Origin of the sequence: Glutamicibacter sp. ZJUTW (assembly GCF_008370855.1) — a bacterium.
Lineage (GTDB): Bacteria > Actinomycetota > Actinomycetes > Actinomycetales > Micrococcaceae > Glutamicibacter > Glutamicibacter nicotianae.
Genome location: NZ_CP043624.1, coordinates 1728045 through 1754102 on the forward strand (window position 1 = coordinate 1728045; position 26058 = coordinate 1754102).

Consider the following 26058-nt stretch of genomic DNA (forward strand, 5'->3'; position numbering starts at 1 on the left):
ATGGGTGCGCAGATCGTTACCGGAATTCCGTCGATGGCCTCGGTCTATGCCCAGTCCGTCAAGACCCTGAAGCGCAAGCCGAAGAACCCGGTGCTGCCCGAAACCGTGCTGGTGTTCCAGGGCGCGAAGGCCGATCCGGCGAAGCTTGCCGAGTTCCGCAAGGCCGTGGACGCACCGATGAACGGCGTGCTGCCGAGTCTCTACGTGCACTCCTTGGCGTTCCCGCTGGCGATGTCCTTGATGGTGCGCGACGATTTCCCGTTGCCGCTTCTGGGAATGATCCACCTGGTCAATCAGGTGGAGGTCCAGCAGCCGCTGGGGGAGGACGAGGCATTCGACATCGAGGTGCACAGCGAGAACCTCGCGGCCCATCCGCACGGGGTGACCGCCGACCTGGTGATGCGCATTGTGGTGGATGGGCAGGACCGGATGCTGCTGCGCAGCACGTTCTTGGCCAAAGGCGTGCGGCTCGATGGGACCACGCCGGAGAAAAGCGCGCGCCCTGACTTTGCCGCACCGCAGCGCACCGCAAGCTGGAAACTGGATGCTGGAACCGGACGCCGCTGGGCCGCGGTCGCCGGGGACTACAACCCGATCCACCTGGCTGCGCTCAGCGCCAAGGCATTGGGTATGCCGGCGGCCATCGCCCACGGCATCTACCTGGCGGCCCGTGCGCTGGCGGGGATCGAGCCTGCTGGCGGAAGCTACCGCTGGAGCATCGAGTTCAGGACTCCGGTGGTGCTTCCGGCTTCGGTAGACCTGGCCTTCCAGCCGAACTCCGACGGTTACACCATCCAGGCGTGGAATGCGCGCAAATCCAAGCCCCACTTCGAAATGGAGCTGGTGCGCGGCTAGGTGAAGTCACCAGTGCCCTGGTCATCGACGCAGTCGCGTTGACGGCCAGGGCACTGTGGTGCCACCGACCTTGACTAGGCTCGGTGGCGCTCGGACTGGGCCATGCGATAGCTGGCCAATGTAGCGACAGCGGCGCGCTCCCAGGTGAATAGTCCCGAATGCTCCAGTGCGCCATGGCCGGCGGCGGTAATCTGTTCAGGATCCCGGGCAAGCTCAAGCAATTTTTCGGCCCACAGCTGGGCATCGGGCTCGTCCATGAGCCACCCTGATTCGCCGTCGTTCACGGCGTACGCCAAACCGCCCACGGCATTGGCCAGAACCGGAGTACCGCAGGCCTGCGCTTCGGCAGCTACCAGTCCGAAGGTCTCGGAGAGCGAAGGGACTGCAACGACGTCGGCGTTGGCGAAGACGAGTGCCAATTTCTCGGGGGAGAGCGGATCGAAGAAGCGGACGACGTCCTGAAGGCCGTGGCGTTGCACGAGCGAAGGCAGGTCGTAGTTGGTTTGCCCGGACAGGGCGCCGAAGAGTGATGCGGTGATGCGCAGGCTGGGGTCCTCGCGGCGCGCGATGCCCATGGCTTCGAGCAGCAGATGCGCTCCCTTCAGCGGTTGCATCCGTCCGGCATAGACCAGATGCAGGTCATCCTCGCCCAGCGGGCGGCGCACCTTGTCCTGGTCCTGATGGAAGATTCGGTGGTTGACGCCGGGCAGCACGATGTCGAGCTTTTTCGATTCCACGGCGTAGAAGCGCCCGAGCTGCTTCGCTTCCACCGGGGTGTTGGCGATGATGCGCGCGCATTCGGCAAGCAGCTGCTGCTCGGCTTCCTTGCGGTACCCGGGCTCGGGGATGCCCGATTCGTGCTCCTTGGCCGCGGCCGAGGTGTGCATCGACACCAGCAGGGGAGCGTCCCACCGTGCGGCCAGCTGCAGCCCCACCATTCCCGAGAGCCAATAGTGGCCATGGATTACATCGATCTTCACGCCGTGCAGGTGGGTGGCTATTTCTTCCGCGGCTTCGTCGATGATTTCGGGCAGCTGCTCCTTGGCCAGGGTCCGGTTCGCGGCTACCTGCACCTGGTGCATCCATACGCCCTCACTGACCTGCAGCGACTCTGAATCCCCGGCGGTGCGCGTGAGCATATGCACTTCGTGGCCCAGCGCGCCCAACGCATAGGAAAGGTTCTGGATGTACACGTTCATGCCGCCTGCATCGCCGGAGCCGGGTTGCTGCATTGGCGAGGTATGCAGGGAAAGCATGGCTATGCGCATGATCGGTGCTCCCAAGGTGCTGTGCTGGTGACGGAATTTTTCGTTCGAAACTCCGCCTCTGATGCTACCAAGAAGCCAAGTCGAGCATCTTCGCGTTTGCGGATGTCCAGTGATCCACCATGTCCGCTCCTCCGTGGCCGTCTTTTTCGCAGATGACCAGCGAGGAAGCCGGCCAGAGCTGGTGCAGCTTCCATGCGGTTCTTGCAGGGCCGGAAACATCGGCGCGTCCGTGGATCAGGACGGCCGGAAGATGCTGGATCTTGGCCATGTTCTCGAGGATCGGTGGCTGGCAGAAGCCGTCGTGGGCCCAGAAATGCGTCGTCGTCCGGGTCATCGAATGCCGAAAACTGCGCTCTTCCCAGCGCGGATCCCGAACCACTTGCTCGGTGCCGAGGGAAATGTGGGTATCCTCCCACAGGGCCCATTCGCGGGAGGCCGCGTCGCGAAGTTCAAGATCGCTGGAGCTGAGCAGTTGCGCGTAGGCCTCGACCAGCCGCAACTCTCCGGACGCATAGGCAGGAACATGCCTGCTGGCGAATCCCGCGAGCCGGTCCCATGCCTCGGGAAAGAGCGCTCCGACGGTTTCGGTGATCCATTGGACTTCTTCACGGCTGGTTGTCGTCACCGCGAACAGCACGATGCCGATAACACGTTCGGGATGCGCCTGCGCGTAGGCGAGCGCCAAGGTCGAGCCCCAGGACACGCCATTGAGGATCCATTTCTCGATTCCCAGCCCGATGCGCAACGTTTCGATGTCGGCAATGAGCCGCGGGGTAGTGAATGATTCCATCTCCACGTTTGCATCTGCAGCCGAGGGGAGGGAACGGCCGCAACCGCGCTGCTCGAAACCGATGAGGCGCGTACGGGACAGGTCCCAGCGGTTTCGATAGCCGCTGGCGCCGAGCGTTCCTCCCGGGCCGCCGTGTAGATGCAGTGCCGGGATTCCGTCGCGGCGTCCGAACTCTTCCCAGTACAGCTGGTGGCCATCGTCGGTCGGCATCAGCCCGTGATGGATGGGATTGCTGCCGAGGGAAAAATCAGTCATGTACGCACTTTACGGGAAAGCGGGCCAACGAGGGCTTCATCGAAAGTTGCTTCCGCTCTTCTGGATCTCCTTGGCCGGCCATCATTGAAAATGCGGGGAGCTCGGCTGGAGAGTTCAAGCTGTCCGTCGATGAAGTTGATACTCGCGCCATGTCAGTACAACGATGAATGCGTCGAAAACTGTGAGCCCGATGAGTCCCCAGCTGAAGCTGATAAACAGCTCGTAGATCTGGTACACGATGAATGCAATCAGGAATCCAATGAGCCACGGATAAGCCCACAATTGGTTTCTCAGCACTGCCCACACCAGCACCACCTTTACTATCCCATGGAATAGCAGGTAAGCCGCTGCAAAGAGTGTTGCAGAAACTTCTAGGCGTTCAGCCAAACTGACCAGAAAGCGGGCGATGAAATCCTGCGGATCTTCGGAAAGTTCGTGGTGAGTCACTGCACTTACGAACACCATGATCTGAGATGGCCCGGCAAAGAGAAATATGGTGCCGGCCACGAGTTCCGAAACGCCCGTGATGCCCTTGAGGATCAGGCCCACGTAAAAAGTTCGGTCTAGCAATCTGCGGCGCTTGCCTTGTCCTGGTGCTGATTCCGGATGGTTCATGGCCCGCTGTGCTTTCTTCATTGTTTGACAAGCATTAACGATGATCTGAGCTTACTTCTCAAAGCGCGACGAATCGCTATGGAGTATCTGAGAGCTGGCATGCTGCCAATTCGATTCCACGTGGCGAGCGATGTTCATTTTCAATCAGTTTTCGTTCCGGGATGTCGTAGGGAGATCAGGCGCTGATCGAAGTCACGAGGACAGTGAGCCGTCGCTTCGCCTAATTGATCAACGAAGGACAGTGGGCACCCGCGTCATTCGCACGCCTGCGCGAGTACAGTTGATTGCTCGAATCGCTGGCAACTGGCATCACGGTCGCCGAAAACTTGCAATTCTGCCGAAAATCTTGTGACCCTTGACACGAAATTGCAGTGAAAATGCTGAAACCTCCTACTCAAGGCCGAATATTCCGCGAATTTACGGGCGTTTCGACGACTTCGGGGCAGTTGGTGGCCGATTGGAATTCACGCGAAAGCGGTGGTAGAGTTTTACTTCGTTGCCAGCGATAACAACGCGAACAACGAACAGCCTGCGCGGGTGGCGGAATAGGTAGACGCGCCAGCTTGAGGTGCTGGTCCTCGAATAGAGGGTAGGGGTTCAAGTCCCCTTTCGCGCACAGGTAAATCCCCGGTTGACTTCGGTCAACCGGGGATTTTTCACATCTGCCAGAAATCTTGGCCCGCTGGGGACGGAATCAATGAGCCGCGGCTCCCTGCGCCATCGCGATGCCATCCGGGGACTTTGCTTCCTGTGCCGCGCTGATTCCGGCGCGGCGGCCAAAGAAGCTTCCATCGCCCAGGCTGGTACCGCTGGCGTAGCCGCCGGCGCAGACCCCCGAAGTGCAGCGTCCCGCCGCGAACAAGCCCGGGATCGGTGCGCCCGAAACATGCAGTACCCGTGAGTCGGCATCGGTCTTCAGCCCGCCCAGGGTGAATCCTCCGGTGCGGCCACGCAGGTCGATCGCCGCCAGCGCACCGCGCAGTGGCTTGACCCACTTGGGGTTCTTGCCCAGCAGGGGATCGGTGCCCTCGGCCGCGAAGCGGTTGTACTGCTCGATGGTGGCCTGGAGGCTGCCTGCAGACAGTCCCATCTCGGCTTCCAGCTCGGCGGCGTTGTCGGCAACCCAGGTAGGCTGCATCAGCAGTTCCGGACTGGAGGTTTCGCTGGCCGCGCCTTCTTCGAATGCAGCCTCGTCGATAACCAGAAATGCCTGGTTCTCCTGGTGGAACAACGTCGCCTGGTCGAGCCGGCCCGGGTAGGTGTCTTCATTAATGTAGCGCTGGCCGCGGCCGTTGACCAGGATGCCGCGCACCAGCAACTGCGGATCGCAGAAGAATGCGACCTCGGTGACGTCCATGAGGGCGGTCGCTGCGCCAATCGACTGGCCCATTTGGATGGCGCGCCCGTCGTGCGCCTCAATGGATGCCGCCGGGCGGCTTAGGATGCGCGGCGCATTGGCACGGACCATTTCTTCGTTGAAAGCGAAGCTGCCCATGGCCAGGACCACGCCACGACGTGCCTTTACGTAGAGATCCTTGCCATAGCGCGTGGCGTCGATGCCCACCACGCGTCCATCGGACTCGACGACCAACGATTGCACCCGCCGGTCGTATTCGGCGCGCACGCCCAGGGCTTGCGCGGTCTCGACCAGCGGTTTCATGAGCATGTAGCCGCCGCCCTGCTCGCCGGTATTCTTGCCGGACATCTGCGGAACGTGCCCGCGCGGAGCCGGGGAAATCGAGGTGCTGAACGGGGCTGCGTTCTCGCCGCCGGAGTACATCAGCCCGTCATCATGGGGAGGTTCCCAGCCTGGCTGGCCCCAGAACGATTCCTTGAAGACGACACCCGCGTCCACCAGCCAGTTGTAATGATCCACGCTGCCTTCGCAGTCGGCATCGATCTTCGCATCGTCGGTCCCCGGGCCGAGGGCGGCTTTCATGAAGGACTTGATGTTCTCGACGGTGTCTTCGAAGCCCAGGGCCCGCTGCAGCGGAGTGCCGCCGCCGAGATAGACGAAGCCGCCGGCCATGGAGGCGGCGCCGCCCCAGCCTCCGGAACGTTCGAGCACTAGCACATCGGCTCCGGCGCGTGCAGCCTCGATGGCGGCGCTCACCCCGGCGATGCCGTAGCCGGCAACCACCACATCGGCCTCGTAATCCCAGTTGCTGATGCTGCTGGCTGAAATGTTGAACGAGCTGCTTTCGGACATGTGTGGGCATCCTCTCGAAATAGGCTAAAAAGTATCCAGAAGATTCGCTGTCCACTGCCGATTCACTGCGAAGCAGTCCCACTGGATGGAACCGTCGTGCCTTGAGCCCGGCTACCCTTGGGTTCCGCTGAGCCGGCGCAGGCTCTCGGCATCCAGCACCTGGTTGAAGACCGGTCCCTGCGGTTCCAGCACCCGGCCGGCGGCCAAGCTGGGCAGCTGCACCGGGGAGAAACCCAATGCCTTGGTGAGTTCCGAAACCATCTGGGCATCCTGCGCGTTATCCGCGGCGACGCCCAGGGCACGCTGCGCAGATTGCTTAGTTGCCCGATCCGCATCCATATCCCAATGGCTGATGTGATTCAGTGCCTTGACTACGCGCGAGCTCTTGAAGCGGGCCGCGATGCCCTCGGAACTGGACAGACCGGCATCCAGAGAGGCTTCCAGCCAATCGGGAAGCGGCTCATCTTCCCAGCGGTTGGTCGCATCCACCAGCAGGATGCCAGCCAAGGAGGAGACATCGATGTCGCCGAGTTCTTCCTGCGGCACCATGAGCACCACCAAGTCGACATCCTCGGCGATCTCCTCGGCCAGTACGCCGGTGGCCCGGGATGCATACTGCGCCAAGTGGTATTTCATCATCCGCGGGGGCCGCGAGCCCGCGATGCGTACCTCAATGCCGGCAGCTGCCGCTGCCCGGGCCAATGCCGTGCCAGCTCGTCCTGCGCCCAGGATTCCAATCCGCTTGATGCTCATAGCTCCAGCCTAGACGCGAAGGCCGTGGTGGCATGCAATTCATTGCATGCCACCACGGCCTTCAACTTAGCGGAAGCTTGTCAGCTCCAAAGCGGAGCCAGGGACTTGAACAGCTGCTGCACGCCCAAGATGATGAACAGCACCGCGGTAATCGCCAGCGCCGTATTGGTGTGCCAGCGGTTCGCCCATTCCTTCGGGATGCGCTTGCCGTTGAGCAGGCCCAAGAGGGTGACTGCCAGGAACGGCATGAACAGTGCGCCGAGGACGCCGTAGGCCAGGATCAGGGCGATCGGCTTGTCCAGCAGGAACAGCACCATTGGCGGGAAGGTCAGCCACAGGACGTAGAACTTGAAGTACTTGCCGCCGGTCATGGTGTCCGGGTGGTTTGCAGGCTTCTTGCGCATGTGGCCCCAGAAGTCAGCGAACATCAGCGAAACGCCGTTCCACACGCCGATTATCGACGAGAAGGACGCGGCCCAGAAGCCCACCAGGAAGCCGTTGCCAACAACATCGCCGTACTCGGCCTTCAGCACATCGCCCAGTTCCAGCAGTCCCTTGTCGCCACCGGAAATGGTGACGCCAGCGGCGCGAACAACTTCTGCGCCGACGATCAGCATCGCGAGCACGAAAATGCCGGTCATGACGTAGGCCATGGTGTTGTCGATGCGCATCACGCGCATCCACTTAGGGGTGTACCAGCCCTTTTCGCGCAGCCAGTAGCCGTAGGCGGCCAAGGTGATGGTGCCGCCGACGCCGCCGGCCAAAGCCAGGGTGTAGACCACGCCGCCCTGCGGAATCATCGGGATCAGGCCCTTGAGCATCTCCGGAATGTTCGGCACAGCGATGAAAGCCAAGCCCACCACGGTCACGAACATGATGCCTACCAGCACGGCGGTGATCTTCTCGAAGAAGTTGTACTTGCCGAACCAGACCATCACGAAGCCCAGCAGGCCCATGAGCACTGCCCAGATCTTCAGGTCCACTGCCGGCATCAAGGCTGCCAGCGGCAACGCGGCAGAGCTCATCGCGGTAGCGCCGTAGACGAAGCCCCAGATGATGATGTAGGGACCGAAGTACCAGGTGGTCCACTTGCCCAGGGTGCTCCAGCCTTCGAAAATGGTCTTTCCGGTGGCCAGGGTGTAGCGGCCGGCGCCTTCAACCAGAACAATTTTCAGGATCACGCCGACAATCACTGCCCACAGCAGGGCATAGCCATACTGGCTGCCTGCTACCAGGGTGGCTACCATGTCGGCTGCGCCAACGCCGGTCGCCGCAACGACCAGGCCCGGGCCAATGACCTTCCAGCGCGGTGGGCCGCCACCGTCCAGATCGGCGCGTTGCGCCTCGATGTTTTCACTCATTTGATTTTCCTTTGCCGCAATGCGATGCCGCCGCGGCAGCGCATCTACGGTGATGCGGACCACGGAGGGTGTGAGATCGTATTCAATCTTGGTAGTGATCTTTGTTACTGGCAAACTCACAGTCAACTACTAACACTTTCTTAAGTTTGAGGGTGACGTGAGAAACACTGCGTACCCGAATTGCTAGAATTGACCAGTTACCTGCGGGCTTCGCGCCCGGATCTGATCACCGAGGATGATGCCGTGCAGCTGTTGATCGTCGAAGACGACGAGGCCGTCGCCCGCGCCCTGATTGATGCGGTGAGCGCGGCCGGCCACCTGGCAGAGCATGTCAGCCGCGGTGCCGACGCGCTGTTGAAGCATCGAAACGCACAAATGATCCTGCTGGACCTGGGCCTGCCGGACATGGACGGACTTGAGGTCCTGCGCAAGCTCCGCCAAATCAGCGACATTCCCGTCGTCATCCTCTCGGCTCGCAATGACGAGCGCAGCGTGGTCCGGGGGCTGCGCCAGGGCGCAGACGATTTCCTGGTCAAGCCCATCGGCCTGGCAGTTCTCCTTGCCCGTATTGACGCGGTGGCGCGCCGGGCAAAGGTGCTTGCCGACGACAACGACGGCGTGCTCATCGCCGGCGGGCTGCGCGTGGATACCGGCAAGCACGAAGCGGTACTCGACGGGCGGGCGCTGCATTTGACCGCCAAGGAATTCGACTTGCTGGCGTTGCTGGCCCAGCACGCCGGATCGGTAGTCACCCGGGAGCAGATCCTTGACCGTCTCTGGGGCGACGCATTCATTGCGGTGTCGCGTTCCTTGGATGTCCACCTCACCGGCTTGCGTTCCAAGCTCGCGGCTCCGGGGATGATCGTGAACGTTCGCGGGGTCGGCTACCGGCTGGAAACGCCAAACCCGTGAGGCTGCGCGTACTGGGAATCCTTGGCACTCTGCTGCTGGCGATCGTCGCCATCGCCAGCGCGATGCTGTTGCAGAGCGTGAGCCGCGATGCCACCGCGGACCTGCAGCTGAACCGGATTTCGGCATTGAACCGCTTTGTCCAGCTTGCCACCCATGCCGACCTGAACAGCGACATGTCGCTGCTCCAGCTGGAGATGGATACCTATAGCGATCTGTATGGCGAGGGACTGCTGATCAATGTCGGCCAGCGGCAATTGGTCTCGGGGAGCATCGACCCGCAGGACCCCGAGATTGCGCAGGCCGTGCGCAATGCCGAACTGAACCTCGGGCTCCTCCAGCTTCCGCCCATCGATCCCTTCTCCGATGCCACTGCATTGCTTTCGCAGCCTTTCGGCAATTCCGCCCAGGTGCTCGGCTCGGTCACGATGCAAGTGAACCTGGAAACTGCACGCACAAAGGTGCTGGAAAAGTCCAGCGTGCTCTGGCTCATGGTCATCTCCCTTGGTGCCGGACTGCTGCTCCTGGCCGACCGCCTCACCTCTTGGGTGCTTCGCCCGGTGCACCGGCTCAACGACGCGGTCAACGACATTGCGCAGCACCAGGCACCGGTGCATCTGGAAGAGCAAGGCCCTCCCGAGCTGCGCCAGCTGTCCCGGTCACTGAGCCGCATGGCCCAAACCATGGCCGAGAGCCTGGATCAGCAGCAACAGCTCATCGCCGAGACATCCCATCAGCTGCGCAACCCGGTAGCAGCCTTGAGGCTTCGCGTGGATCTGCTGAAGATGCGCCTGGGCGAGCAGGCGGATCCCGCCGGAGTGCACGCCGTGGAAAGCGAACTGGATCGGGTCGAGACCCTGCTGGATGGCGTCATGCGCTTGGCCAGCGCCGAGCATCGGCTGACCGAGCAAAGGGCCGGGGACGCGCTGCCCGACGCAGCTGTGCGCGGCCAGCAAATCGACGTCGGGCAGATGCTTGCCGAAGAAGTCGAACGGCAATCCGAAGCTGCCCGGCTGCTAGGCAACCAGCTGGTGCTCGATGCCAGTGCCACCTCGGAACCGGAAGCCATCGCGTGGTGCAACGGCTTCGATTTGCAGCAGATGCTCGCAGAACTGGTTGAGAACGCCTTCAAATACGCACCCGGCAGCAGCATCGTGATGGGCCTCGAGCTCCACCAGCGAACAATAGAGATTCAAATCCAAGACCATGGTCCCGGCATGAGCGCAGCTGAACTGGAGAACGCCGCAGATCGGTTCTGGCGTGCAGAACAGGTGCGGCACCGCCTGGGGACAGGGTTGGGACTGGCGATCGTCGATCGCCTGGCACGCGTCAATGCCGGTGGACTCACGCTGGAATCTTCTCCGGGCCAAGGGCTGAAAGCCACAATAAGCCTCCCCCGGCACACCAAGGAATCAGAGGTCCACGATGAATCCTGAGCCATTGCCATCGCGGCGGAAACTGCTCAAATACCTGCTTGCGCTTCCGGTGGCTGCCACGATCCCGGCCTTGTGTTCTTGCACTTCGCGGGCCAGTGCAGGCCGATTGGATATCGCGTCAGGTGAAGATGGGGGAATGTACTTCCAATTTGCCTCCTTGCTCTCCAAGGCGCTGGTGGCCAACGGCGTCGCCGAGCAGTCGCACGCCTTGAATACCCAAGCTAGCGCCCAGAACCTCGCGATGCTCGCAGGCAACGAGGCCGAGCTGGCCCTGGCGCTGGCCGATACGGCGGACCAGTATCGGAAGGATCATGGCTCGCAGACCCAGCCGCTGGCCCTGGGCCGCGTCTACCAGAACTACTTCCATTGCATCCTCCGTCCTGGAACCGGCATTGAATCGCTGCACGATCTGGCAGGACGCACCATCGGAACCGGCGCCCCGGAATCCGGTACGTGGGTTACCGGCCAGCGGATCCTTGAAGCGGCGAAGCTCAAGAACAGCGCGAATGCGCCCACGGAACTGCAGTACGGGTACGCGGCAGGGCTGGACGCGCTGAGCCGCGGAAGCATTGACGCGCTCTTCCTTTTCGGCGGCCTGCCGGTGATGCCGCTGAGCGAACTCGCGTCCAGCATGGATCTGGAACTGCTCGACGTGTCGGGGGTCCTGCCGCAGCTGCGTGAGCGGTACCCGGACCTGTACGACGCGGTTGTCATCCCGGAGGGAACTTACCACGGCGTCAAGTCCGTCCAGACAATCGGGGTGGGCAACTTGTTGATGGCGCGCGCGGATATGGCTGATGACCTGGCCGGAGCCATCGTCAAGCTCCTGGTCGACCACGCTGACCAGCTGGTCCCGGACTCCAGCGCCGGCATACAATTCCTGACCACTGAAACCTTGATCAGCACCGGTGGCCTGCCGTTGCACCCGGGTGCGCGCACCGCCTACCGGGAACTGCACGGATAAGCTCGCGCACGCCGGTACGAGACGGCCGGGGGCTTGGCCGACTAGTGTGTATGGCAGAGCACTGCTACGAGAGGATCAATTGCGATGCCCACTGCCGACGCCATTGCACGCATGGAAAATGAAGCCGTCGAGATTTGCCGGAAACTGATCCAGATCGACACGACGAACTACGGCGGCAACAAGGGTGCAGGTGAGCTGGAGGCCGCCGAATATGTTGCCGGTTTACTCCAGGAAGTTGGCCTGGACGCCAAGATCTACGAATCTGCTCCCGGGCGGGCCAATGTGCTCACCCGTATTCCGGGTGCCGACCCGGCGCTACCGGCCCTGGTGGTGCACGGCCATTTGGATGTCGTGCCGGCCATCGCCGAAGACTGGAGCGTGGATCCCTTCGGTGCGGAGATCATCGACTCGATGATCTGGGGACGCGGCGCGGTAGACATGAAGAACATGGATGCGATGATCATCGCCGCCATCCGCCATCTGCAGCGCGAAAAGATCATCCCACGGCGCGACCTGGTCATCGCCTTCTTTGCCGATGAGGAAGCCGGCGGGGACTATGGCGCAGGCTGGATGGTGCAGAACCATCCCGAGCTCTTTGCCGGCGCTACCGAGGCGATCAGCGAAGTCGGCGGGTTCTCGGTCGAGATCAACGGCCGCCGTGCCTACATGCTGCAGACCGCGGAAAAGGGCATCGCCTGGCTGAAGCTGACCGCCCAGGGCATGGCCGGGCACGGTTCGCAGCTGAACGGCGACAATGCGGTCACCCATCTGGCAGGAGCCGTGCACCGCATCGGCGAGCATCAATGGCCGCTGTCCTATACCAAGACCACGCGCGCCCTGCTGGAACAGGTAGCCGAGCTGTCCGGGCTGGACTTCAATGAAGCAGATCCCGCCCCGCTGCTCTCGGCCATGGGCAACGTCTCGAGGTTCGTCGGCGCGACCTTGCAGAATACCGCGAACCCTTCCGCCTTGGACGCCGGCTACAAGCACAACGTCATTCCCGGCCAGGCTGAAGCCCTGATCGACTGCCGCACCTTGCCCGAGCAGCACGAAGCCACCGTGCAGACCCTGCGCGAATTGGCCGGGGAACATGTCGAGCTGTCCATGGTGCATGAGCAGGATTCCCTTGAGGTGCCGTTCGCCGGGGCGCTGGTGGATTCGATGATCGAATCGCTGCTGTCCGAGGACCCGGATGCGGTGGTCCTGCCCTATATGCTCTCCGGCGGCACCGATAACAAATGGCTGGCCAAGCTGGGGATCACCGGCTACGGATTCGCGCCGCTGCAGCTTCCCGCCGAACTGGACTTCACCGGAATGTTCCACGGCGTCGATGAACGGGTGCCGGTGGACTCCGTCAAATTCGGCGTCCGGGTCCTGCAGAAGCTCTTGCAGGACTACTAGAAACATCCTCCTCCCAGCGAGCACAAGAGAAACCAGGAGAAGAATCCTTGTCCATCGAATCAGTACTGACCAACGAGCTGCTTGAACGCTTCCGCGGCCGGGCCGCTGGCTATGACGAGGCGAACGCGTTCGCCATCGAGGACTTCAACGAGCTGGTGGAACTCGGCTACCTCAAGGCGCTGGTGCCGGCGGATCGCGGGGGACTGGGGTGGAGTTTCGACACCCTGGCGCTGGCGCAGCGCCGCCTTGCCACTGCCGCGCCGGGTACGGCGCTGGCGATCAACATGCACCAGGTCTGGGCAGGAGTCGCCTATCTGCTGCAGGCCCGCGGGGACCGGCGCCTGGACATGGTTGCCGATTGGATTGCCGAGGGCGAAGTGATGGCCTTCGGGATTTCGGAACCGGGCAACGATGCGGTGCTCTTCGACTCCAAGACCAGTGCGGCCACCGCTGCCGATGGTTCGGTGGCATTCACCGGCGTGAAGATCTTCACCTCGCTTTCCCCGGCGTTCACCCGTCTGGGGGTGTTCGGCAAGGACCAGGACTCCGGGGAGCTCGTCCACGGCTTCGTCGCCCGCGGCGAAGGCGTGCAGTCGATGGACGACTGGAACACCCTGGGCATGCGGGCCAGCCAGTCGCACACCACGAAGCTGGAGGATGCGGTGGCTCCCAGCGATTGGGTGCATAGCCGGCTGCCGGTCGGCCCGAACACGGACCCGCTGATCTTCGGCATCTTCGCGTCCTTCCTCACCCTGACCGCGAGCGTCTACGTGGGCATCGCCGATCGTGCGGTGACCCTGGCGCAAGAGGCGCTGACTGATCGAGTGCACCAGGACGGGACCAGGTACTCGCAGGATGCCCGCGCCCGCGGCCTGCTGGCGGAGGCGGCCATGCGCCTGCTGTCCCTGGATGCCCTCCAGCGCTCGGTGGCTGGCGACCTGGAAGCCAAGGCGGACCACCAGGGCGCCTGGTTCCCGAAGCTGGTGACGCTGCGGACCATTGCAGGGGACACCGCACGGGAAAACGTCCAGGTTGCCGGCCAGCTGCTGGGCGGCGGCGGGTATTTCCGCGGCTCGGAATTCGAACGGCTCTACCGCGACGTGCAGGCCAGCTGGTACCACCCGTCCAATGCGGCGTCGGCTGCCAACACGGTGGCCTCCTGGCTGGTCGGCCCGCTCGACAGCTAGGCCGAGGCCTGGCGCAGCCTGCCTAGTGGCGGTTCAGGGGGCCAGCGTGCTGCGAATGCGCATCACGCGCCGGCGCAGCCAATACTTGTAGGCGCCGCCCTCGTAGCGGCAGGTGCGCATCAGCTCCCATTTGCCGTTATCCGCATGCTCGCGAAGGGCTGCCCGGGCTACATTCTTCGGCTCGCCGGGGAAGGAGGTGATGACCAGGTATTCGAAGCGCTGGTCATCGGGATGATGCAGCGGCGGCTTAATTCTTTCTTCGAGCATCCTGCCCCCTATCTAAAGAACGCCATGCGTTGTAGCCTCATGCTATGAGTACTGATCCGAGTTTTGCACTGCAAGCATTTATTGCCCGCCTGGAGCAGCATCTGGCAATTGTGTCGCAGAGCCGCGGTGCCGCCGAGGCTTCCGTCGACGCCGCCTTTGGCGCGTTGGCCGATGCCTTCGAAGACTATGAGGACGCCCTCTATGAACAGTATTCCGAGCTTTTGCCCTTCACCATACCCTCGGATGATGCGTGAGTACGACCACGGGGTGAATTTTTCGCATTACGTGTTTCTGAGTCCGGATACTCGCAATCCGTGAAGTAATGTCGAGGGGTGAATTGGTTTGAAGCAGCTTTCCTAGGATTGATCCAGGGCCTGACCGAGTTCCTCCCGATCTCGTCCTCCGCCCACTTGCGCATCGTTGGCGAACTTTTGCCTAACGCCCAGGACCCCGGGGCGGCTTTTACCGCCATTACCCAGCTGGGTACCGAAACCGCGGTGATCGTCTTCTTCTGGCGTGACATCGTGCGCATCATCGGTGCGTGGTGCAAGGCCTTGGCCGGCAAGATCCCGCATTCGGATCCGGATGCCAAGATGGGCTGGCTGATCATCGTCGGCTCCCTGCCCATCGCGATCCTGGGCCTGCTGCTGGAAGACTACATCGATACGAACTTCCGTTCGCTGTGGATCGTGGCGACAACCCTGGTGGTCTTCGGCCTGATCCTGGCCATCGCCGACCACTACGGCAAGCAGCAGCGCACCTTGGAGAAGCTGACCGTTAAGCACGGCATCTTCTACGGCTTCGCGCAGGCCATGGCCCTGATTCCGGGCGTCTCGCGCTCCGGCGGCACCATCACGGCGGGCCTGCTCATGGGCTACACCCGCGAGGCGGCGGCCCGCTACTCGTTCCTGCTGGCCATCCCTGCGGTGTTCGCCTCGGGACTCTACAAGCTGGCCAAGTCCTTCGATGAGCCGGGGGTCTACACCCTGGCGCAGACTGGTGTCGCCACCGTCGTCGCCTTCATCGTCGGCTTCCTGATCGTGGGCTGGTTCCTGAAGTTCGTTTCCACCCACTCCTACCGCTTCTTCGTCTGGTACCGCATCCTGCTGGGCCTGGCGCTGTTCGTCGCTCTCGGATTGGGCTGGATGGCCGCCTGATTCATCCCATGAAAGATGTCCGTGGACTGCTTCACGGACATCTTGCAGTTAACGGGAATAAACCTTGTCCTGCTTCACTTGGACTTAAAGGAAGAAATACGTCGCATCTGCGAAAGGATGTTCATAAGTGCACGCGTGGAAAAACCCTGAGGTACCTCAGGTGGCTGGTTCAGCACCGACACTGGAACTTTTCAACACCGCCACCGGTACCCAGCAGGCCACTGCGCCAGCGGATGAGGCTCTTGCGCCGGCAAGCATGTACGTTTGCGGAATCACCCCGTATGACGCCACCCATATGGGCCACGCCGCCACATATGTCACCTTCGACCTGGTGCAGCGCACCTGGCTCGACGCCGGGCGAACCGTGGCCTACACCCAGAACATCACCGACGTGGACGATCCGCTGCTGGAGCGTGCAACGGCCACGGGCGTCGACTGGCGGGAACTGGCCGAGTCGCAGATCCAGCTCTTCCGCGACGACATGGAAGCGCTGAATGTCATCCCGCCGCAGAACTACATCGGCGCCGTGGAATCCATCGGCTGGCTGGTCCCCGTGGTCGAGCAGCTGCTCGACGCGGACCTGGCCTACCGCGTGCCGGCCGGTGCCGATGGGGTCGAAGGCGACGTGTACTTCGACACCATGGCCGCGCAGAACGATGCCTGGACGCTGGGATCGGTCTCCAACTACGACCGCGAGACCATGCTCGGCTTCTTCGCCGAACGCGGCGGCGACCCGGACCGCGCAGGCAAGCGCGACGCGCTGGATCCGCTGTTGTGGCGTGCCGCCCGCGAGGGCGAGCCCCGGTGGGATGGCGGCACGCTGGGCGAAGGCCGCCCCGGCTGGCATATCGAATGCTCGGTGATTGCCCGCAAGACCCTGCCGGCTCCGTTCACCGTCCAGGGCGGCGGCTCGGACCTGATCTTCCCGCACCACGAATTCTCCGCGGCCCACGCGGCCGCAGGCGACCATGCCGAACTCGCGCAGGCCTACGTGCACACCGGCATGGTGGGCCTGGACGGCGAGAAGATGAGCAAGTCCCTGGGCAACCTGGTGCTGGTCTCCAAGCTGCGCGCCGCCGGCGTCGAGCCGGTGGCGATCCGCGCCGTGCTGCTCTCCCAGCACTACCGCAGCGACTGGTTCTGGACCGATGAACTGCTGGCCATCGCGCAGCAGCGCGTGGCGGCCTGGCGTGAGGCGCTGGCCAGCGCCAGCCTCGAGGATGCGGCCAGCGTGATGGCCCAGATCCGCAAGCACCTGGCCAATGACCTTGATGCGCCCTCCGCGCTGGATGCCATCGACCGGTGGGCCGCACAGCCTGCCAGCTCGAATGGCGAGGGCGCCAACGCCTTGCGCGACGGCATCGACGCGCTGCTCGGGCTCAAGCTCTAGCACGCTGCTTCGCACGCAACCCGGGGTCCGCCTCAAATATCGTAGTCGGACCCCGGGCCGTCCGTGCGGTACTTTCCGCGGCGGCGCAGGTAGCGCTCGAACTCCCGGGCGATGGATTCGCCGCTGGCCTCGGGCAGTTCGCTGGTGTCGGTGGCCTGCTCCAGCTGCTCGACATACTTGGCGACATCCGGATCCGCCGCGGCCAGCTCGTCCACCCCATGCTTCCAGGCCAGCGCATCCTCGCGCAGCTTCTGGTCGCGCACGGAGACCGGGAGGATCTCCTCCAGCAGCTCGATGATGGCCAGCTGGACCCGCGGGCTGGGGGACTGGGCGACATAGTGGGAAAGCTGCGCCCAGAGCGAGAGGCTCGGGATTCCGTAGCGTTCGAACTCCACACCGAGCACCGAGGGGATTCCGGTGGGCCCCTCATAGCTGGAGGCGCTGATCTTCAGATGCTCCTGCAAGCGCGCATCGTCGCTGGCCAGCGAGGTCGGCACCGGGCGGGTATGCGGCACGTCGGCCAGCAACGCGCCCACGCTCAGCACCGCATGGGCATTGTGCTCCTGCGCCACCTTGATAATCCGGGAGCAGAACGCCTGCCACTTGAACGTCGGCTCGACACCGAGGACCACCAGCAGGTCGGCGGCCGCCTGCGGCAGCGCGATCTTGAACAGCTCGGTGCGCGGCCATTCCACCACGCGTCCACTCTCGGTGCGCCGGGTCTTGGGCCTGGTGAACTGGTAGTCGTAGAAGTCGTCCTCGCCCACCGTGGCCAGATGCTCGTACTCGTGGGATTCGAGCAGCAGGCGCACGGCATCCGTCGCCGCCGAGCCGGCGTCGTTCCACCCCTCGAAGGCGGCCAGGACAATGGTGGGGCGAATCTCATGCTGGGTCTTGGCGATATAGCTGTCCAGCGTCGGGGCGTGGTATTCCTCGTTCATTGACGACTCCTTGGCAGCACTCGATGTACCCGGCGTGGCTCGCCGAGGCGGCTTAGCCCCACTCTTCCATCTAGAATGGACTCATGCCAAGCACCAGTTTTGACTTTGCCGCCGGAACCAAGCCCGCAACCCCGCAAGCCGTGTTGTGGGATATGGACGGCACGCTGATCGACACCGAGCCCTATTGGCTGGCTGCCGAAGCCGAGCTGGTGGTCTCCCATGGCGGAACCTGGAGCCATGAGCAGGGCCTGGCCCTGGTCGGCAACGCGTTGCCCGATGGCGCCCGCGCCCTGCAGCTGGCCGGGGTGCAGCTGGAAATCCGCGAGATCATCGACTGGCTCTCGGCCCGGGTGGTTGCCGGCATCCGCCGCGAAATCCCCTGGCGCCCTGGAGCGCGCGAGCTGCTGGCCGTCTGCAAGCAGGCAGGGATCCCGCAGGCCTTGGTGACCATGTCCGAGCGCAGCATCGTCGACGAGCTGATGCTCGCCATCCCCGAAGGCACCTTCCAGGCCAGCGTGACCGGCGAAGAGGTGGCCCAGGGCAAGCCGCACCCCGAGCCCTACCTGCGCGGACTGCGGCTGCTGGGCGAAGCCACCGGCCAGCAGCTGTCCGCCTCCCAGTGCATCGGCTTCGAGGATTCGGTGCCGGGCATCGCCTCGGCGTCCGCGGCCGGGCTGCATGCGGTGCTGGTTCCCAACGCCACCGACCCCGGCGAGGGCAAGTGGCGCCGGATCGACTCCTTGGCCTCCGTGGATGTGGCCGCAATGTCCCGCTGGCTGGTGCAGGTCAGCGCGTGAGCGATACCCAGGAAAAGTCCCCCGGAATCAAGCTGGGCCGCATCGGCGGCGTCCCGGTCTACCTCTCCAGCTCGTGGTTCATCATCACCGCGGTGATCACCTTCAGCGTGGGCATCCAGCTGGCGCGCGGCGGCATTATCCCGCCGCTGAGCGCCTACCTGATGGGCCTGGCCTGCGCCGTGGCCATCGCCGTGGCGGTGCTGGTCCACGAGGTGGCCCACGCGATGACCGCGCGCGCCTTCAAATGGCCCGATGCGCACATTGTGCTGACCCTGATGGGCGGGCACACCCAGTTCGGCTCCTTCAAGGCCAAGCCCGGCGCGTCGCTCTGGGTGGCGCTTTCCGGGCCGCTGTCCAACTTCGTGCTGGCCGGATTGGGCTGGCTGGTGATCCAGAACGCCACCCTGGGCGTGTACCCGAACCTGCTGCTTGACTTCTTCGTCTATGCCAACCTGCTGCTCGGCGCGTTCAACGCCCTGCCGGGGCTTCCGCTCGATGGCGGGCGGCTGGTCGAGTCCATCGTCTGGAAGGCCACCGGGTCCCAGTTCAAGGGCACCATCGCCTCGTCCTGGGTGGGCCGGGCGATCGCCGTGGGCCTCATCGGCTATTTCGTCATCTATCCACTCATTCGCGGCGAGCAGCCGCAGATCATCACCGTGGTGGTCGGCATCATGGTGGCGATGTTCATGTGGCAGGCCACCACGCAGCTGATCGCGCACTCCAAGATGATGCTGAACCTGCCCACGGTAATCGCCACCGACCTGATGCGCCCGGCCTCGGCCATGGTCTCGCACGCCAGCGTTGCCGACGTGCTGGCGCGCCAGGCGGCACGCGGGGGAGAGATCATCCTGGTGGACCCGAAGGGGATGCCCGTCGGGGTCATCGACGCGCAGGCACTGTCCCGGGTGGATCGAAGCCAGGCGGCGCAGGTTCCGGCGCTGGCGGTCTCCCGCGCCCTGGGCCAAGGCGCGATCGTCGCCGAGGATTCGGACGGGCGCGCGCTGGTCGACTATCTGGCCAGCGTGGAGAGCGCCGAATACGCGGTGATCAGCTCCACCGGGAACGTGGTGGGCCTGCTGCACCAGCGGCAGATCGTCAACGCCGTCACCGGACGCCGCAAGTAGACTTCTAGACAGACTGAAAGCACCAAGAAAAGGATCACATCAGTGAGCGAAGCCATCAGCCAGGCCCCCCACGGAGCGGCAGCCCGCCGCGGCCCCTTCCGGGTCGGGGACCGCGTGCAGCTGACCGACGAGAAGCGCCGGATCAACACCATCACCCTGCAGCGCGGCGGGGAATTCCACACGCACAAGGGCGTGCTGCCGCACGAGGACATCATCGGGTTGCCCGAGGGCTCGGTCATCGAGAATGCCGACGGCTTCCGCTACCAGGCCCTGCGCCCGCTGGCCAAGGACTTCGTGCTCTCCATGCCGCGCGGAGCTACCGTGGTCTACCCGAAGGACGCGGCGCAGATCGTGCAGTTCGGCGACATCTTCCCCGGTGCCCGCGTGGTCGAGGCAGGCGTCGGCTCCGGCGCGCTGTCCATCTCGCTGCTGCGCGCGGTGGGCGACGAGGGCTTCCTGCACTCCTTCGAGCGCCGCGAGGAATTCGCCGACATCGCCCGCGGCAACGTCTCTACCGTCTTCGGCGGAGACCACCCGTCCTGGCAGATCTCCATCGGCGACTTCCAGGACAAGGTTGTAGAGCTCGAAGAGCCAGGCAGCATCGACCGCGTGGTGCTGGACATGCTCAGCCCCTGGGAATGCCTTGACGCGGTAGCCACCGTGCTGGCGCCGGGCGGGGTGTGGACCAACTACGTCTCCTCAGTGACCCAGATGTCCCGGGTGGTCGAGGCGATTCGCGCCTCCGGCCAGTTCACCGAGCCCGAATGCTTCGAAACCCTGGTGCGCGGCTGGCACGTCGACGGCCTCGCGGTGCGCCCGGACCACCGCATGGTCGCGCATACCGCCTTCCTGATCACCTGCCGCCGGCTGGCCGACTCGGCTGACGGCATCCCGAAGGCCAAGCGGATCAAGGAGCACTCCTACTCGGACGAGGACCTCAGCGCCTGGACCCGCGATCACGCTGAGGACGAATGGACGGCAGAAGCCCTGGGCGAGCGCGGCCTGTCGGACAAGAAGCTGCGTCGTGCCGCGCGCGACGCCAACCAGTCGGTGCGCGTGCGCGCAGCTGAGGAAAACGCCGAAGGCGCCGGCGGCGCCTGAGCAGCATCCGCATGCTGAGACGCAACGTCTCATTATGCGGCTTCAGGCCCCGGGTATTCTGCACTCGGGGCCTTCAGTTCCTAGGATGGAAGCAAGCCGGTGCGCCATGCACTGGAAAAACTTCATCAGGCTCCCAGAACGGGCCCGGATGGCGTTGGATGTTGGAGGTTGGAACGTGAACGATAATCGCGAAGCAGAACAATTGGCCGAGCGGCTGCAGATGACCGAACGCCAGGTCAACGTGCTGCGCGACAAGAACCGCAACCTCGACAAGCAGCTGGCAGGAATCAGCGGGAACAACAAGCGGCTGGTCGCCCTGCTGGAAACCACGCGCGAGCAGATCATCAACCTGAAGGCCGCGCTGGAAAAAGACGGCGACACCCCCTTCAGCCACGGCACCATCGTGGCCAAGCACCCGCGCAAGCATCCCGAACCGGGCCTGGGCATCGAATCCACCGGCGCGCAGGCGGCCGACGTGATCTACTCCGGGCGCAAGATGCGCGTGGCGGTCAGCCCGCTGCTGGACTTCGAGAAGCTGGTCATCGGCCAGCAGGTGCTGCTCAACGAAGCACTGGTGATCGTTGCCGCCCTGGGCTTCGAGGAAACCGGGGAACTGGTCACGGTCAAGGAACTGCTGGAAAACCACCACGCAGTGGTCATGGCCCGGGCCGATGACCAGCGCGTGATCGAGCTGGCCGGACCGCTGCGCGAGATGCACCTGCGCGTCGGCGACCAGCTGTCCATTGATTCCCGCTCGGGCATGGCGGTCTCCCGCGTCCAGCTCACCGACATGCAATCCCTGGTGCTCGAAGAAGTGCCGGACATCGCCTACTCGGATATCGGCGGGCTGAACTCGCAGATCGAAGCCATCAAGGATTCGGTGGAACTGCCCTTCACCCATCCGGAACTGTACCGCGAGCACGGGCTGAGCGCGCCCAAGGGGATCCTGCTCTACGGCCCTCCGGGCTGCGGCAAGACGCTGATCGCCAAGGCCGTGGCCCACTCGCTGGCCCAGCGGGTCGCCGAGCGCAAGGAAGGCACCAGCAACCGCAGCTATTTCCTGAATATCAAGGGCCCGGAGCTGCTGGACAAGTACGTGGGCGAAACCGAACGCCACATCCGGCTGATCTTCGCCCGCGCCCGCGAAAAGGCGCTGCACGGCGATCCGGTCGTGGTGTTCTTCGACGAGATGGAAGCGCTGTTCCGCACCCGCGGCACCGGCGTCTCCTCGGATGTCGAAACCACCATCGTGCCGCAGCTGCTGGCCGAAATCGATGGCGTGGAGCGGCTGGACAACGTGATCGTCATCGGTGCCTCGAACCGCGAGGACATGATCGACCCGGCGATCCTGCGGCCCGGACGCCTGGACGTCAAGATCAAGATCCGCCGTCCCGACGCCGAGGGCGCCGCGGAAATCTTCAGCAAGTACCTGACCACGCAGCTGCCGCTGCACGCCGATGAGCTCGCGGCCGATGCTGGCGATGCCTCCGCCACCATCGCCCGGATGATCCGCGAGGCGGTGAAGGCCATGTACTCCACCGAACGGATCAACGAATTCCTCGAAGTCACTTATGTCACCGGCGATACCGAGGTGCTGTATTTCAAGGACTTCGCCTCCGGCGCGGTCATCCACAACATCGTGGACCGCGCCAAGAAGCACGCCATCAAGGCGCTGATCACGGACAACGAACGCGGCCTGAGAACCGAGTACCTGCTGCGCGCGGTCCGCGAGGAATTCGCCGAGCACGAAGACATGCCCAACACCACCAACCCCGATGACTGGGCGCGGATTTCCGGGCGCAAGGGCGAGCGGATCAGCAACATCCGCTCCCTGGTCAACCAGCAGGCCGGCAAATGAGCGCTCGTCGGCTGGTCGGCCTGGAAACCGAATACGGGATCATCCGCCCGAACATGCCCAAGGCCAACGCGACGGTGCTCTCGGCGCAGATCGTCGACGCCTACGCGCAACTGGTGGCCGAGCAGGACTCGGCGGCCAAGGCCGCGCGCTGGGACTATTCCGACGAATCCCCGCTGCAGGATGCGCGCGGCTTCGCCATGGACCGCGCGCAGGCGCACCCGAGCCAGCTGACCGACGTGGAACCGGGGCTGGAGGACGAGGGCATCTGGACCGCCGAGTCCATTGCGCTCGACGGCAATGACGCGCATGTGGGATCCACGCTCTACCAGGAGAAGGACTCCACAGATGTAGTGATGAATATGGTGTTGGGCAACGGCGCACGCCTGTACGTGGACCACGCCCACCCGGAATACTCCAGCCCGGAAACGATGACGCCGCGCGACGCGGTGCTCTGGGACCAGGCCGGCGATGAGGTGATGCGCCGCGCCGCCCAGGCCGCGGCGCGCCTGGGCAGCGGGGAACTGCTGCTCTACAAGAACAACACCGACAACAAGTCGGTCTCCTACGGTTCTCATGAGAACTACCTGATGCCGCGCGGCATCGAGTTCTCCGCCATTGCCAGCGGGCTCACCCCGTTCTTCGCCAGCCGCCAGATCTTCTGCGGTGCCGGGCGGGTAGGCCAGGGCATGCTCAACGAACGGGCCGCCTTCCAGATCTCCCAGCGCGCCGACTTCTTCGAAGCCGAAGTGGGGCTGGAAACCACGATCAACCGCCCGATCATCAACACCCGCGATGAACCGCACGCGAACTGGGACAAGTACCGGCGGCTGCACGTGATCATCGGGGATGCGAACCTCGGACAGATCTCCACCCTGCTGCGCGTGGGCACCACCAACCTGGTGCTCTCGCTGATCGAAGCGGGCATGGCCCCGCAGCTGGAACTGGCCGAGCCGGTCCTGGCCTTGCAGCAGATCAGCCACGATCCGACGCTGAAGGCCAAGGTGGGATTGCGCGGCGGGGTGCAGCTGACCGCCATCGAGATCCAGCGCCATTACCTGCACGCGGCGGAAAGCTACTGCGTGGCACGGGGGATTGCGGATCCGGATACCACCGAGATCCTCACCCGTTGGGCGCAGATGCTGGATCTGCTCGAGCGCGACCCGATGGACGCTGCCGATCAGATCGACTGGATCGCCAAATACCAGCTGGTCAACGGGTTCGCCCAGCGCCACGGAGTGGAGCTGTCGGATCCGCGCGTGGCGATGCTCGATCTGCAATGGGCGGATCTGCGCACAAACAAGGGGCTGTACTACCGGCTGGCCGAACGCGGAGCCATCCAGACGCTGTTCAGCCAGCAGGAGATCAACCAGGCGGTCAGCGCGCCGCCCGAGAATACCCGCGCCTACCTGCGCGGCATGACCCTGCAGCGCTATGCGCCGTATGTGGTCGCGGCGAACTGGGATGCGCTGTCCTTCGCCGTGCCCGGGGCGCGCAAGATCAGCCGCTTCCACATGCCCGAGCCGCTGGCCGGAACCCGGGCGCAGGTGGGCGAGCTGTTCGAGGCCGAGTTGGAGATTGCGGAATTTATCGACGAATTGGCGCGGCACCGCTAATCGGCGCAGAATAGGTATGAGTCCCGGTGCGTAATTCCGGGATTCGCGACTATGTCAGGAGAAAACGATGACCCAGGAAAGCTTCTCGTCCCGCCGCAACACCCATGACCAGCAGGCCGAAGCCGAGCAGGTCCAGGTGAACACCACCGGCCAGTCCGCCGGCGTGGACGACCTGCTGGACGAGATCGACTCGGTGCTGGAATCCAACGCCGAGGAGTTCGTGCGCGGATTCGTGCAAAAGGGCGGCCAGTAAGCCCCCGCGGGCTTTCGGCTTTGGACGTCGTGTTCTGCCACCCGGCGCAGAACCGCAGTTGAGGGGAAGTAGCTTCGCGTGGATCGCAGAATTTTTGGTCTGGAAACCGAGTTCGGACTGAATTATGTCCCGTCCGATGGGCGGCGGCTCACCCCGGAAGATGCCGCACGGCACCTGTTCAAGCCGGTGGTCAGCTGGGGGCGCAGCTCGAATGTCTTCCTGGAGAACGGCTCGCGCCTCTACCTGGATGTCGGCTCGCACCCCGAGTACGCCACCGCCGAATGCGACCAGCTCAAGCAGTTGATCGCCCATGACCGCGCAGGCGAAGTCTTCATGCTCGACCTCGTCGACCAGGCCGAAGACCAGCTGGCCGAAGAAGGCCACGAAGGCCGGATCTACATGTTCAAGAACAATGTGGACTCCGCCGGCAACTCCTACGGGTGCCACGAGAATTACCTCATCCCGCGCAAGATCGAGTTCAAGCGCCTGGCCGACATGCTCATCCCCTTCCTCGTCACCCGCCAACTCTTGTGCGGTGCAGGGCATCTGATCACCGATGAGGGGGAAACCAAGTACGTCTTCTCCCAGCGCGCCGACCACATGTGGGAAGGGGTCTCCTCGGCCACGACGCGCTCGAGGCCGATCATCAACACCCGCGACGAGCCGCATGCGGATGCCGAGTACCACCGCCGGCTGCATGTCATCGTGGGCGATTCGACAATGAGCGAAACCACCCAGCTGCTCAAGATCGGCGCCACCGACCTGGTGCTGCGGCTGATCGAATCGGGGGAGATCTACCACGATTTGCGGCTGGAAAACCCGATCCGCTCGATACGCCAGATCTCCCATGACTTCACCGGCCAGACCGTGGTGCGGCTGATGGGAGGCGACGAGCCCACCGCACTGCAGATCCAATGGATCCTCTTCGAATCGGTCAAGGAATTCATCGCCCGCCACGGCGCGCACCACGACCAGGTCGACACCGTCCTGGAATTATGGGAACGCACCCTGAACGCCGTAGAGAGCCAGGACTTCTCGCTGATCGACAAGGACATCGACTGGGCCATCAAGCACAAGCTGCTGATGGGATATGCGCGGAAGAATTCCCTCGAGCTCTCGGCGCCACGGCTCGCGCAGCTGAACCTGACCTATCACGACATCGATCCGCAGCGCGGGCTGTTCCACCTGCTCAAGCGCCGCGGCCTGGCCAGCTCGGTGGTCACCGATGCCGAAATCCTGCAGGCGGTGAACAACCCGCCGGCCACGACACGCGCGGCGCTGCGCAGCAAATTCATTCGTGCCGCACGGGCCAACGGACGGCGCTACAGCGCGGACTGGGTGCACATGAAGTACGAGGACGGTCCGGGCGGCATCGTGCTGTGCAAGGACCCGTTCGCTACCAGCAATCCGCAGATCGACGAGCTCATCGAGCTGATGGGCCAGCAGCAATAGCAAGCTGGAAACAAGTATTTACACAGCAAAAACATCTATGCTGGACGCAGGCCATTTCGAGCCATGCCCTTCAGGCAAGCCCGCAATGCAAGACCAGCTAAT

The 26058-nt window shown here is 63.7% G+C and carries 24 protein-coding genes and 1 tRNA gene; 17 read left to right on the forward strand and 8 right to left on the reverse strand.

Annotated elements, in window-relative coordinates:
- Complete coding sequence (locus tag F0M17_RS08125; RefSeq protein ID WP_149596894.1) at window positions 1-855, forward strand: MaoC/PaaZ C-terminal domain-containing protein; 855 nt, start codon at window positions 1-3, stop codon at window positions 853-855.
- Between the two features lie 74 nt (window positions 856-929).
- On the opposite strand, the gene F0M17_RS08130 is transcribed toward F0M17_RS08125, so the two are convergent.
- From F0M17_RS08130 to F0M17_RS08140, 3 genes are all read right to left on the reverse strand, one after another.
- Window positions 930-2123, reverse strand: coding sequence for a glycosyltransferase (locus tag F0M17_RS08130; RefSeq protein ID WP_149596895.1), 1194 nt, complete (start codon window positions 2121-2123; stop codon window positions 930-932).
- A gap of 64 nt (window positions 2124-2187) precedes the next feature.
- On the reverse strand, window positions 2188-3168 hold the full coding sequence (locus tag F0M17_RS08135) for an alpha/beta fold hydrolase (protein WP_149596896.1): 981 nt from the start codon (window positions 3166-3168) through the stop codon (window positions 2188-2190).
- 114 nt (window positions 3169-3282) lie between these two features.
- Window positions 3283-3804 (reverse strand): DUF2127 domain-containing protein, encoded by a 522-nt coding sequence (locus F0M17_RS08140; protein ID WP_149596897.1) that lies wholly within the window; start codon window positions 3802-3804, stop codon window positions 3283-3285.
- A 510-nt stretch (window positions 3805-4314) separates the two neighbouring features.
- Between F0M17_RS08140 and F0M17_RS08145 the strand changes: the two genes are divergently transcribed.
- Window positions 4315-4399, forward strand: a tRNA-Leu gene (locus tag F0M17_RS08145).
- 78 nt (window positions 4400-4477) lie between these two features.
- Here the strand turns inward: F0M17_RS08145 and F0M17_RS08150 are convergent.
- The 3 genes from F0M17_RS08150 to F0M17_RS08160 all read right to left on the reverse strand — a co-directional run bounded on the left by F0M17_RS08150 (window position 4478) and on the right by F0M17_RS08160 (window position 8106).
- Complete coding sequence (locus tag F0M17_RS08150; protein WP_149596898.1) at window positions 4478-5992, reverse strand: FAD-dependent oxidoreductase; 1515 nt, start codon at window positions 5990-5992, stop codon at window positions 4478-4480.
- A 111-nt stretch (window positions 5993-6103) separates the two neighbouring features.
- Window positions 6104-6745, reverse strand: a complete 642-nt coding sequence (locus F0M17_RS08155; protein WP_149596899.1) for an NADPH-dependent F420 reductase — start codon at window positions 6743-6745, stop codon at window positions 6104-6106.
- A gap of 80 nt (window positions 6746-6825) precedes the next feature.
- Window positions 6826-8106, reverse strand: a complete 1281-nt coding sequence (locus tag F0M17_RS08160) for an Nramp family divalent metal transporter (RefSeq protein ID WP_141355369.1) — start codon at window positions 8104-8106, stop codon at window positions 6826-6828.
- A 243-nt stretch (window positions 8107-8349) separates the two neighbouring features.
- On the opposite strand from F0M17_RS08160, the gene F0M17_RS08165 reads away from it, so the two are divergent.
- From F0M17_RS08165 to F0M17_RS08185, 5 genes are all read left to right on the forward strand, one after another.
- Window positions 8350-9018 carry a response regulator transcription factor gene (locus tag F0M17_RS08165; RefSeq protein ID WP_073706459.1) on the forward strand — a complete coding sequence of 223 codons (669 nt, stop codon included), beginning with the start codon at window positions 8350-8352 and terminating at the stop codon, window positions 9016-9018.
- Entirely contained in the window at window positions 9015-10451 is a 1437-nt protein-coding gene (locus F0M17_RS08170; protein ID WP_149596900.1) for a HAMP domain-containing sensor histidine kinase, read from the forward strand. Before F0M17_RS08165 ends, F0M17_RS08170 begins: the two co-directional genes overlap by 4 nt.
- Window positions 10441-11415, forward strand: a complete 975-nt coding sequence (locus F0M17_RS08175) for a TAXI family TRAP transporter solute-binding subunit (RefSeq protein WP_149596901.1) — start codon at window positions 10441-10443, stop codon at window positions 11413-11415. The genes F0M17_RS08170 and F0M17_RS08175 overlap by 11 nt, the downstream gene beginning before the upstream one ends.
- Before the next feature lie 84 nt (window positions 11416-11499).
- The gene (locus F0M17_RS08180; RefSeq protein ID WP_149596902.1) at window positions 11500-12816 is read left to right on the forward strand and encodes a M20/M25/M40 family metallo-hydrolase; all 1317 of its coding nucleotides are present in this window, start codon (window positions 11500-11502) and stop codon (window positions 12814-12816) included.
- A gap of 47 nt (window positions 12817-12863) precedes the next feature.
- A complete protein-coding gene (locus tag F0M17_RS08185) occupies window positions 12864-14003 on the forward strand; it encodes an acyl-CoA dehydrogenase family protein (protein WP_149596903.1) in 1140 nt (379 codons plus the stop codon).
- Between the two features lie 33 nt (window positions 14004-14036).
- Here the strand turns inward: F0M17_RS08185 and F0M17_RS08190 are convergent, their stop codons facing one another.
- Window positions 14037-14270: a DUF5703 family protein gene (locus F0M17_RS08190; RefSeq protein ID WP_038991036.1), complete on the reverse strand. Its 234-nt coding sequence runs from the start codon at window positions 14268-14270 to the stop codon at window positions 14037-14039.
- Window positions 14271-14314: 44 nt separating this feature from the next.
- On the opposite strand from F0M17_RS08190, the gene F0M17_RS08195 reads away from it, so the two are divergent.
- The 3 genes from F0M17_RS08195 (at window position 14315) to mshC (ending at window position 16817) form a co-directional block, all read left to right on the forward strand.
- Window positions 14315-14524: a hypothetical protein gene (locus F0M17_RS08195; RefSeq protein ID WP_038991037.1), complete on the forward strand. Its 210-nt coding sequence runs from the start codon at window positions 14315-14317 to the stop codon at window positions 14522-14524.
- A 78-nt stretch (window positions 14525-14602) separates the two neighbouring features.
- The gene (locus F0M17_RS08200) at window positions 14603-15427 is read left to right on the forward strand and encodes an undecaprenyl-diphosphate phosphatase (RefSeq protein WP_073706253.1); all 825 of its coding nucleotides are present in this window, start codon (window positions 14603-14605) and stop codon (window positions 15425-15427) included.
- 127 nt (window positions 15428-15554) lie between these two features.
- Window positions 15555-16817 (forward strand): cysteine--1-D-myo-inosityl 2-amino-2-deoxy-alpha-D-glucopyranoside ligase, encoded by a 1263-nt coding sequence (gene mshC / locus F0M17_RS08205; protein WP_149596904.1) that lies wholly within the window; start codon window positions 15555-15557, stop codon window positions 16815-16817.
- A gap of 32 nt (window positions 16818-16849) precedes the next feature.
- Here mshC and F0M17_RS08210 read toward each other — a convergent pair whose 3' ends face one another.
- Window positions 16850-17758 (reverse strand): proteasome assembly chaperone family protein, encoded by a 909-nt coding sequence (locus F0M17_RS08210; RefSeq protein ID WP_073706251.1) that lies wholly within the window; start codon window positions 17756-17758, stop codon window positions 16850-16852.
- Window positions 17759-17841: 83 nt separating this feature from the next.
- Here F0M17_RS08210 and F0M17_RS08215 point away from each other — a divergent pair, with 83 nt between their 5' ends.
- The 7 genes from F0M17_RS08215 (at window position 17842) to pafA (ending at window position 25956) form a co-directional block, all read left to right on the forward strand.
- Window positions 17842-18555, forward strand: coding sequence for an HAD family phosphatase (locus F0M17_RS08215; RefSeq protein ID WP_149596905.1), 714 nt, complete (start codon window positions 17842-17844; stop codon window positions 18553-18555).
- The gene (locus F0M17_RS08220; RefSeq protein ID WP_038991043.1) at window positions 18552-19679 is read left to right on the forward strand and encodes a site-2 protease family protein; all 1128 of its coding nucleotides are present in this window, start codon (window positions 18552-18554) and stop codon (window positions 19677-19679) included. Before F0M17_RS08215 ends, F0M17_RS08220 begins: the two co-directional genes overlap by 4 nt.
- A gap of 42 nt (window positions 19680-19721) precedes the next feature.
- The gene (locus tag F0M17_RS08225; RefSeq protein ID WP_038991044.1) at window positions 19722-20780 is read left to right on the forward strand and encodes a tRNA (adenine-N1)-methyltransferase; all 1059 of its coding nucleotides are present in this window, start codon (window positions 19722-19724) and stop codon (window positions 20778-20780) included.
- Between the two features lie 148 nt (window positions 20781-20928).
- A complete protein-coding gene (arc, locus tag F0M17_RS08230) occupies window positions 20929-22638 on the forward strand; it encodes a proteasome ATPase (RefSeq protein ID WP_371737267.1) in 1710 nt (569 codons plus the stop codon).
- The gene (dop, locus tag F0M17_RS08235) at window positions 22635-24251 is read left to right on the forward strand and encodes a depupylase/deamidase Dop (RefSeq protein WP_149596906.1); all 1617 of its coding nucleotides are present in this window, start codon (window positions 22635-22637) and stop codon (window positions 24249-24251) included. Before arc ends, dop begins: the two co-directional genes overlap by 4 nt.
- A 67-nt stretch (window positions 24252-24318) precedes the next feature.
- The gene (locus tag F0M17_RS08240) at window positions 24319-24504 is read left to right on the forward strand and encodes a ubiquitin-like protein Pup (protein ID WP_038991046.1); all 186 of its coding nucleotides are present in this window, start codon (window positions 24319-24321) and stop codon (window positions 24502-24504) included.
- Between the two features lie 78 nt (window positions 24505-24582).
- Window positions 24583-25956, forward strand: a complete 1374-nt coding sequence (gene pafA, locus F0M17_RS08245; RefSeq protein ID WP_121866813.1) for a Pup--protein ligase — start codon at window positions 24583-24585, stop codon at window positions 25954-25956.
- The last annotated feature ends 102 nt before the right edge of the window (window positions 25957-26058 follow it).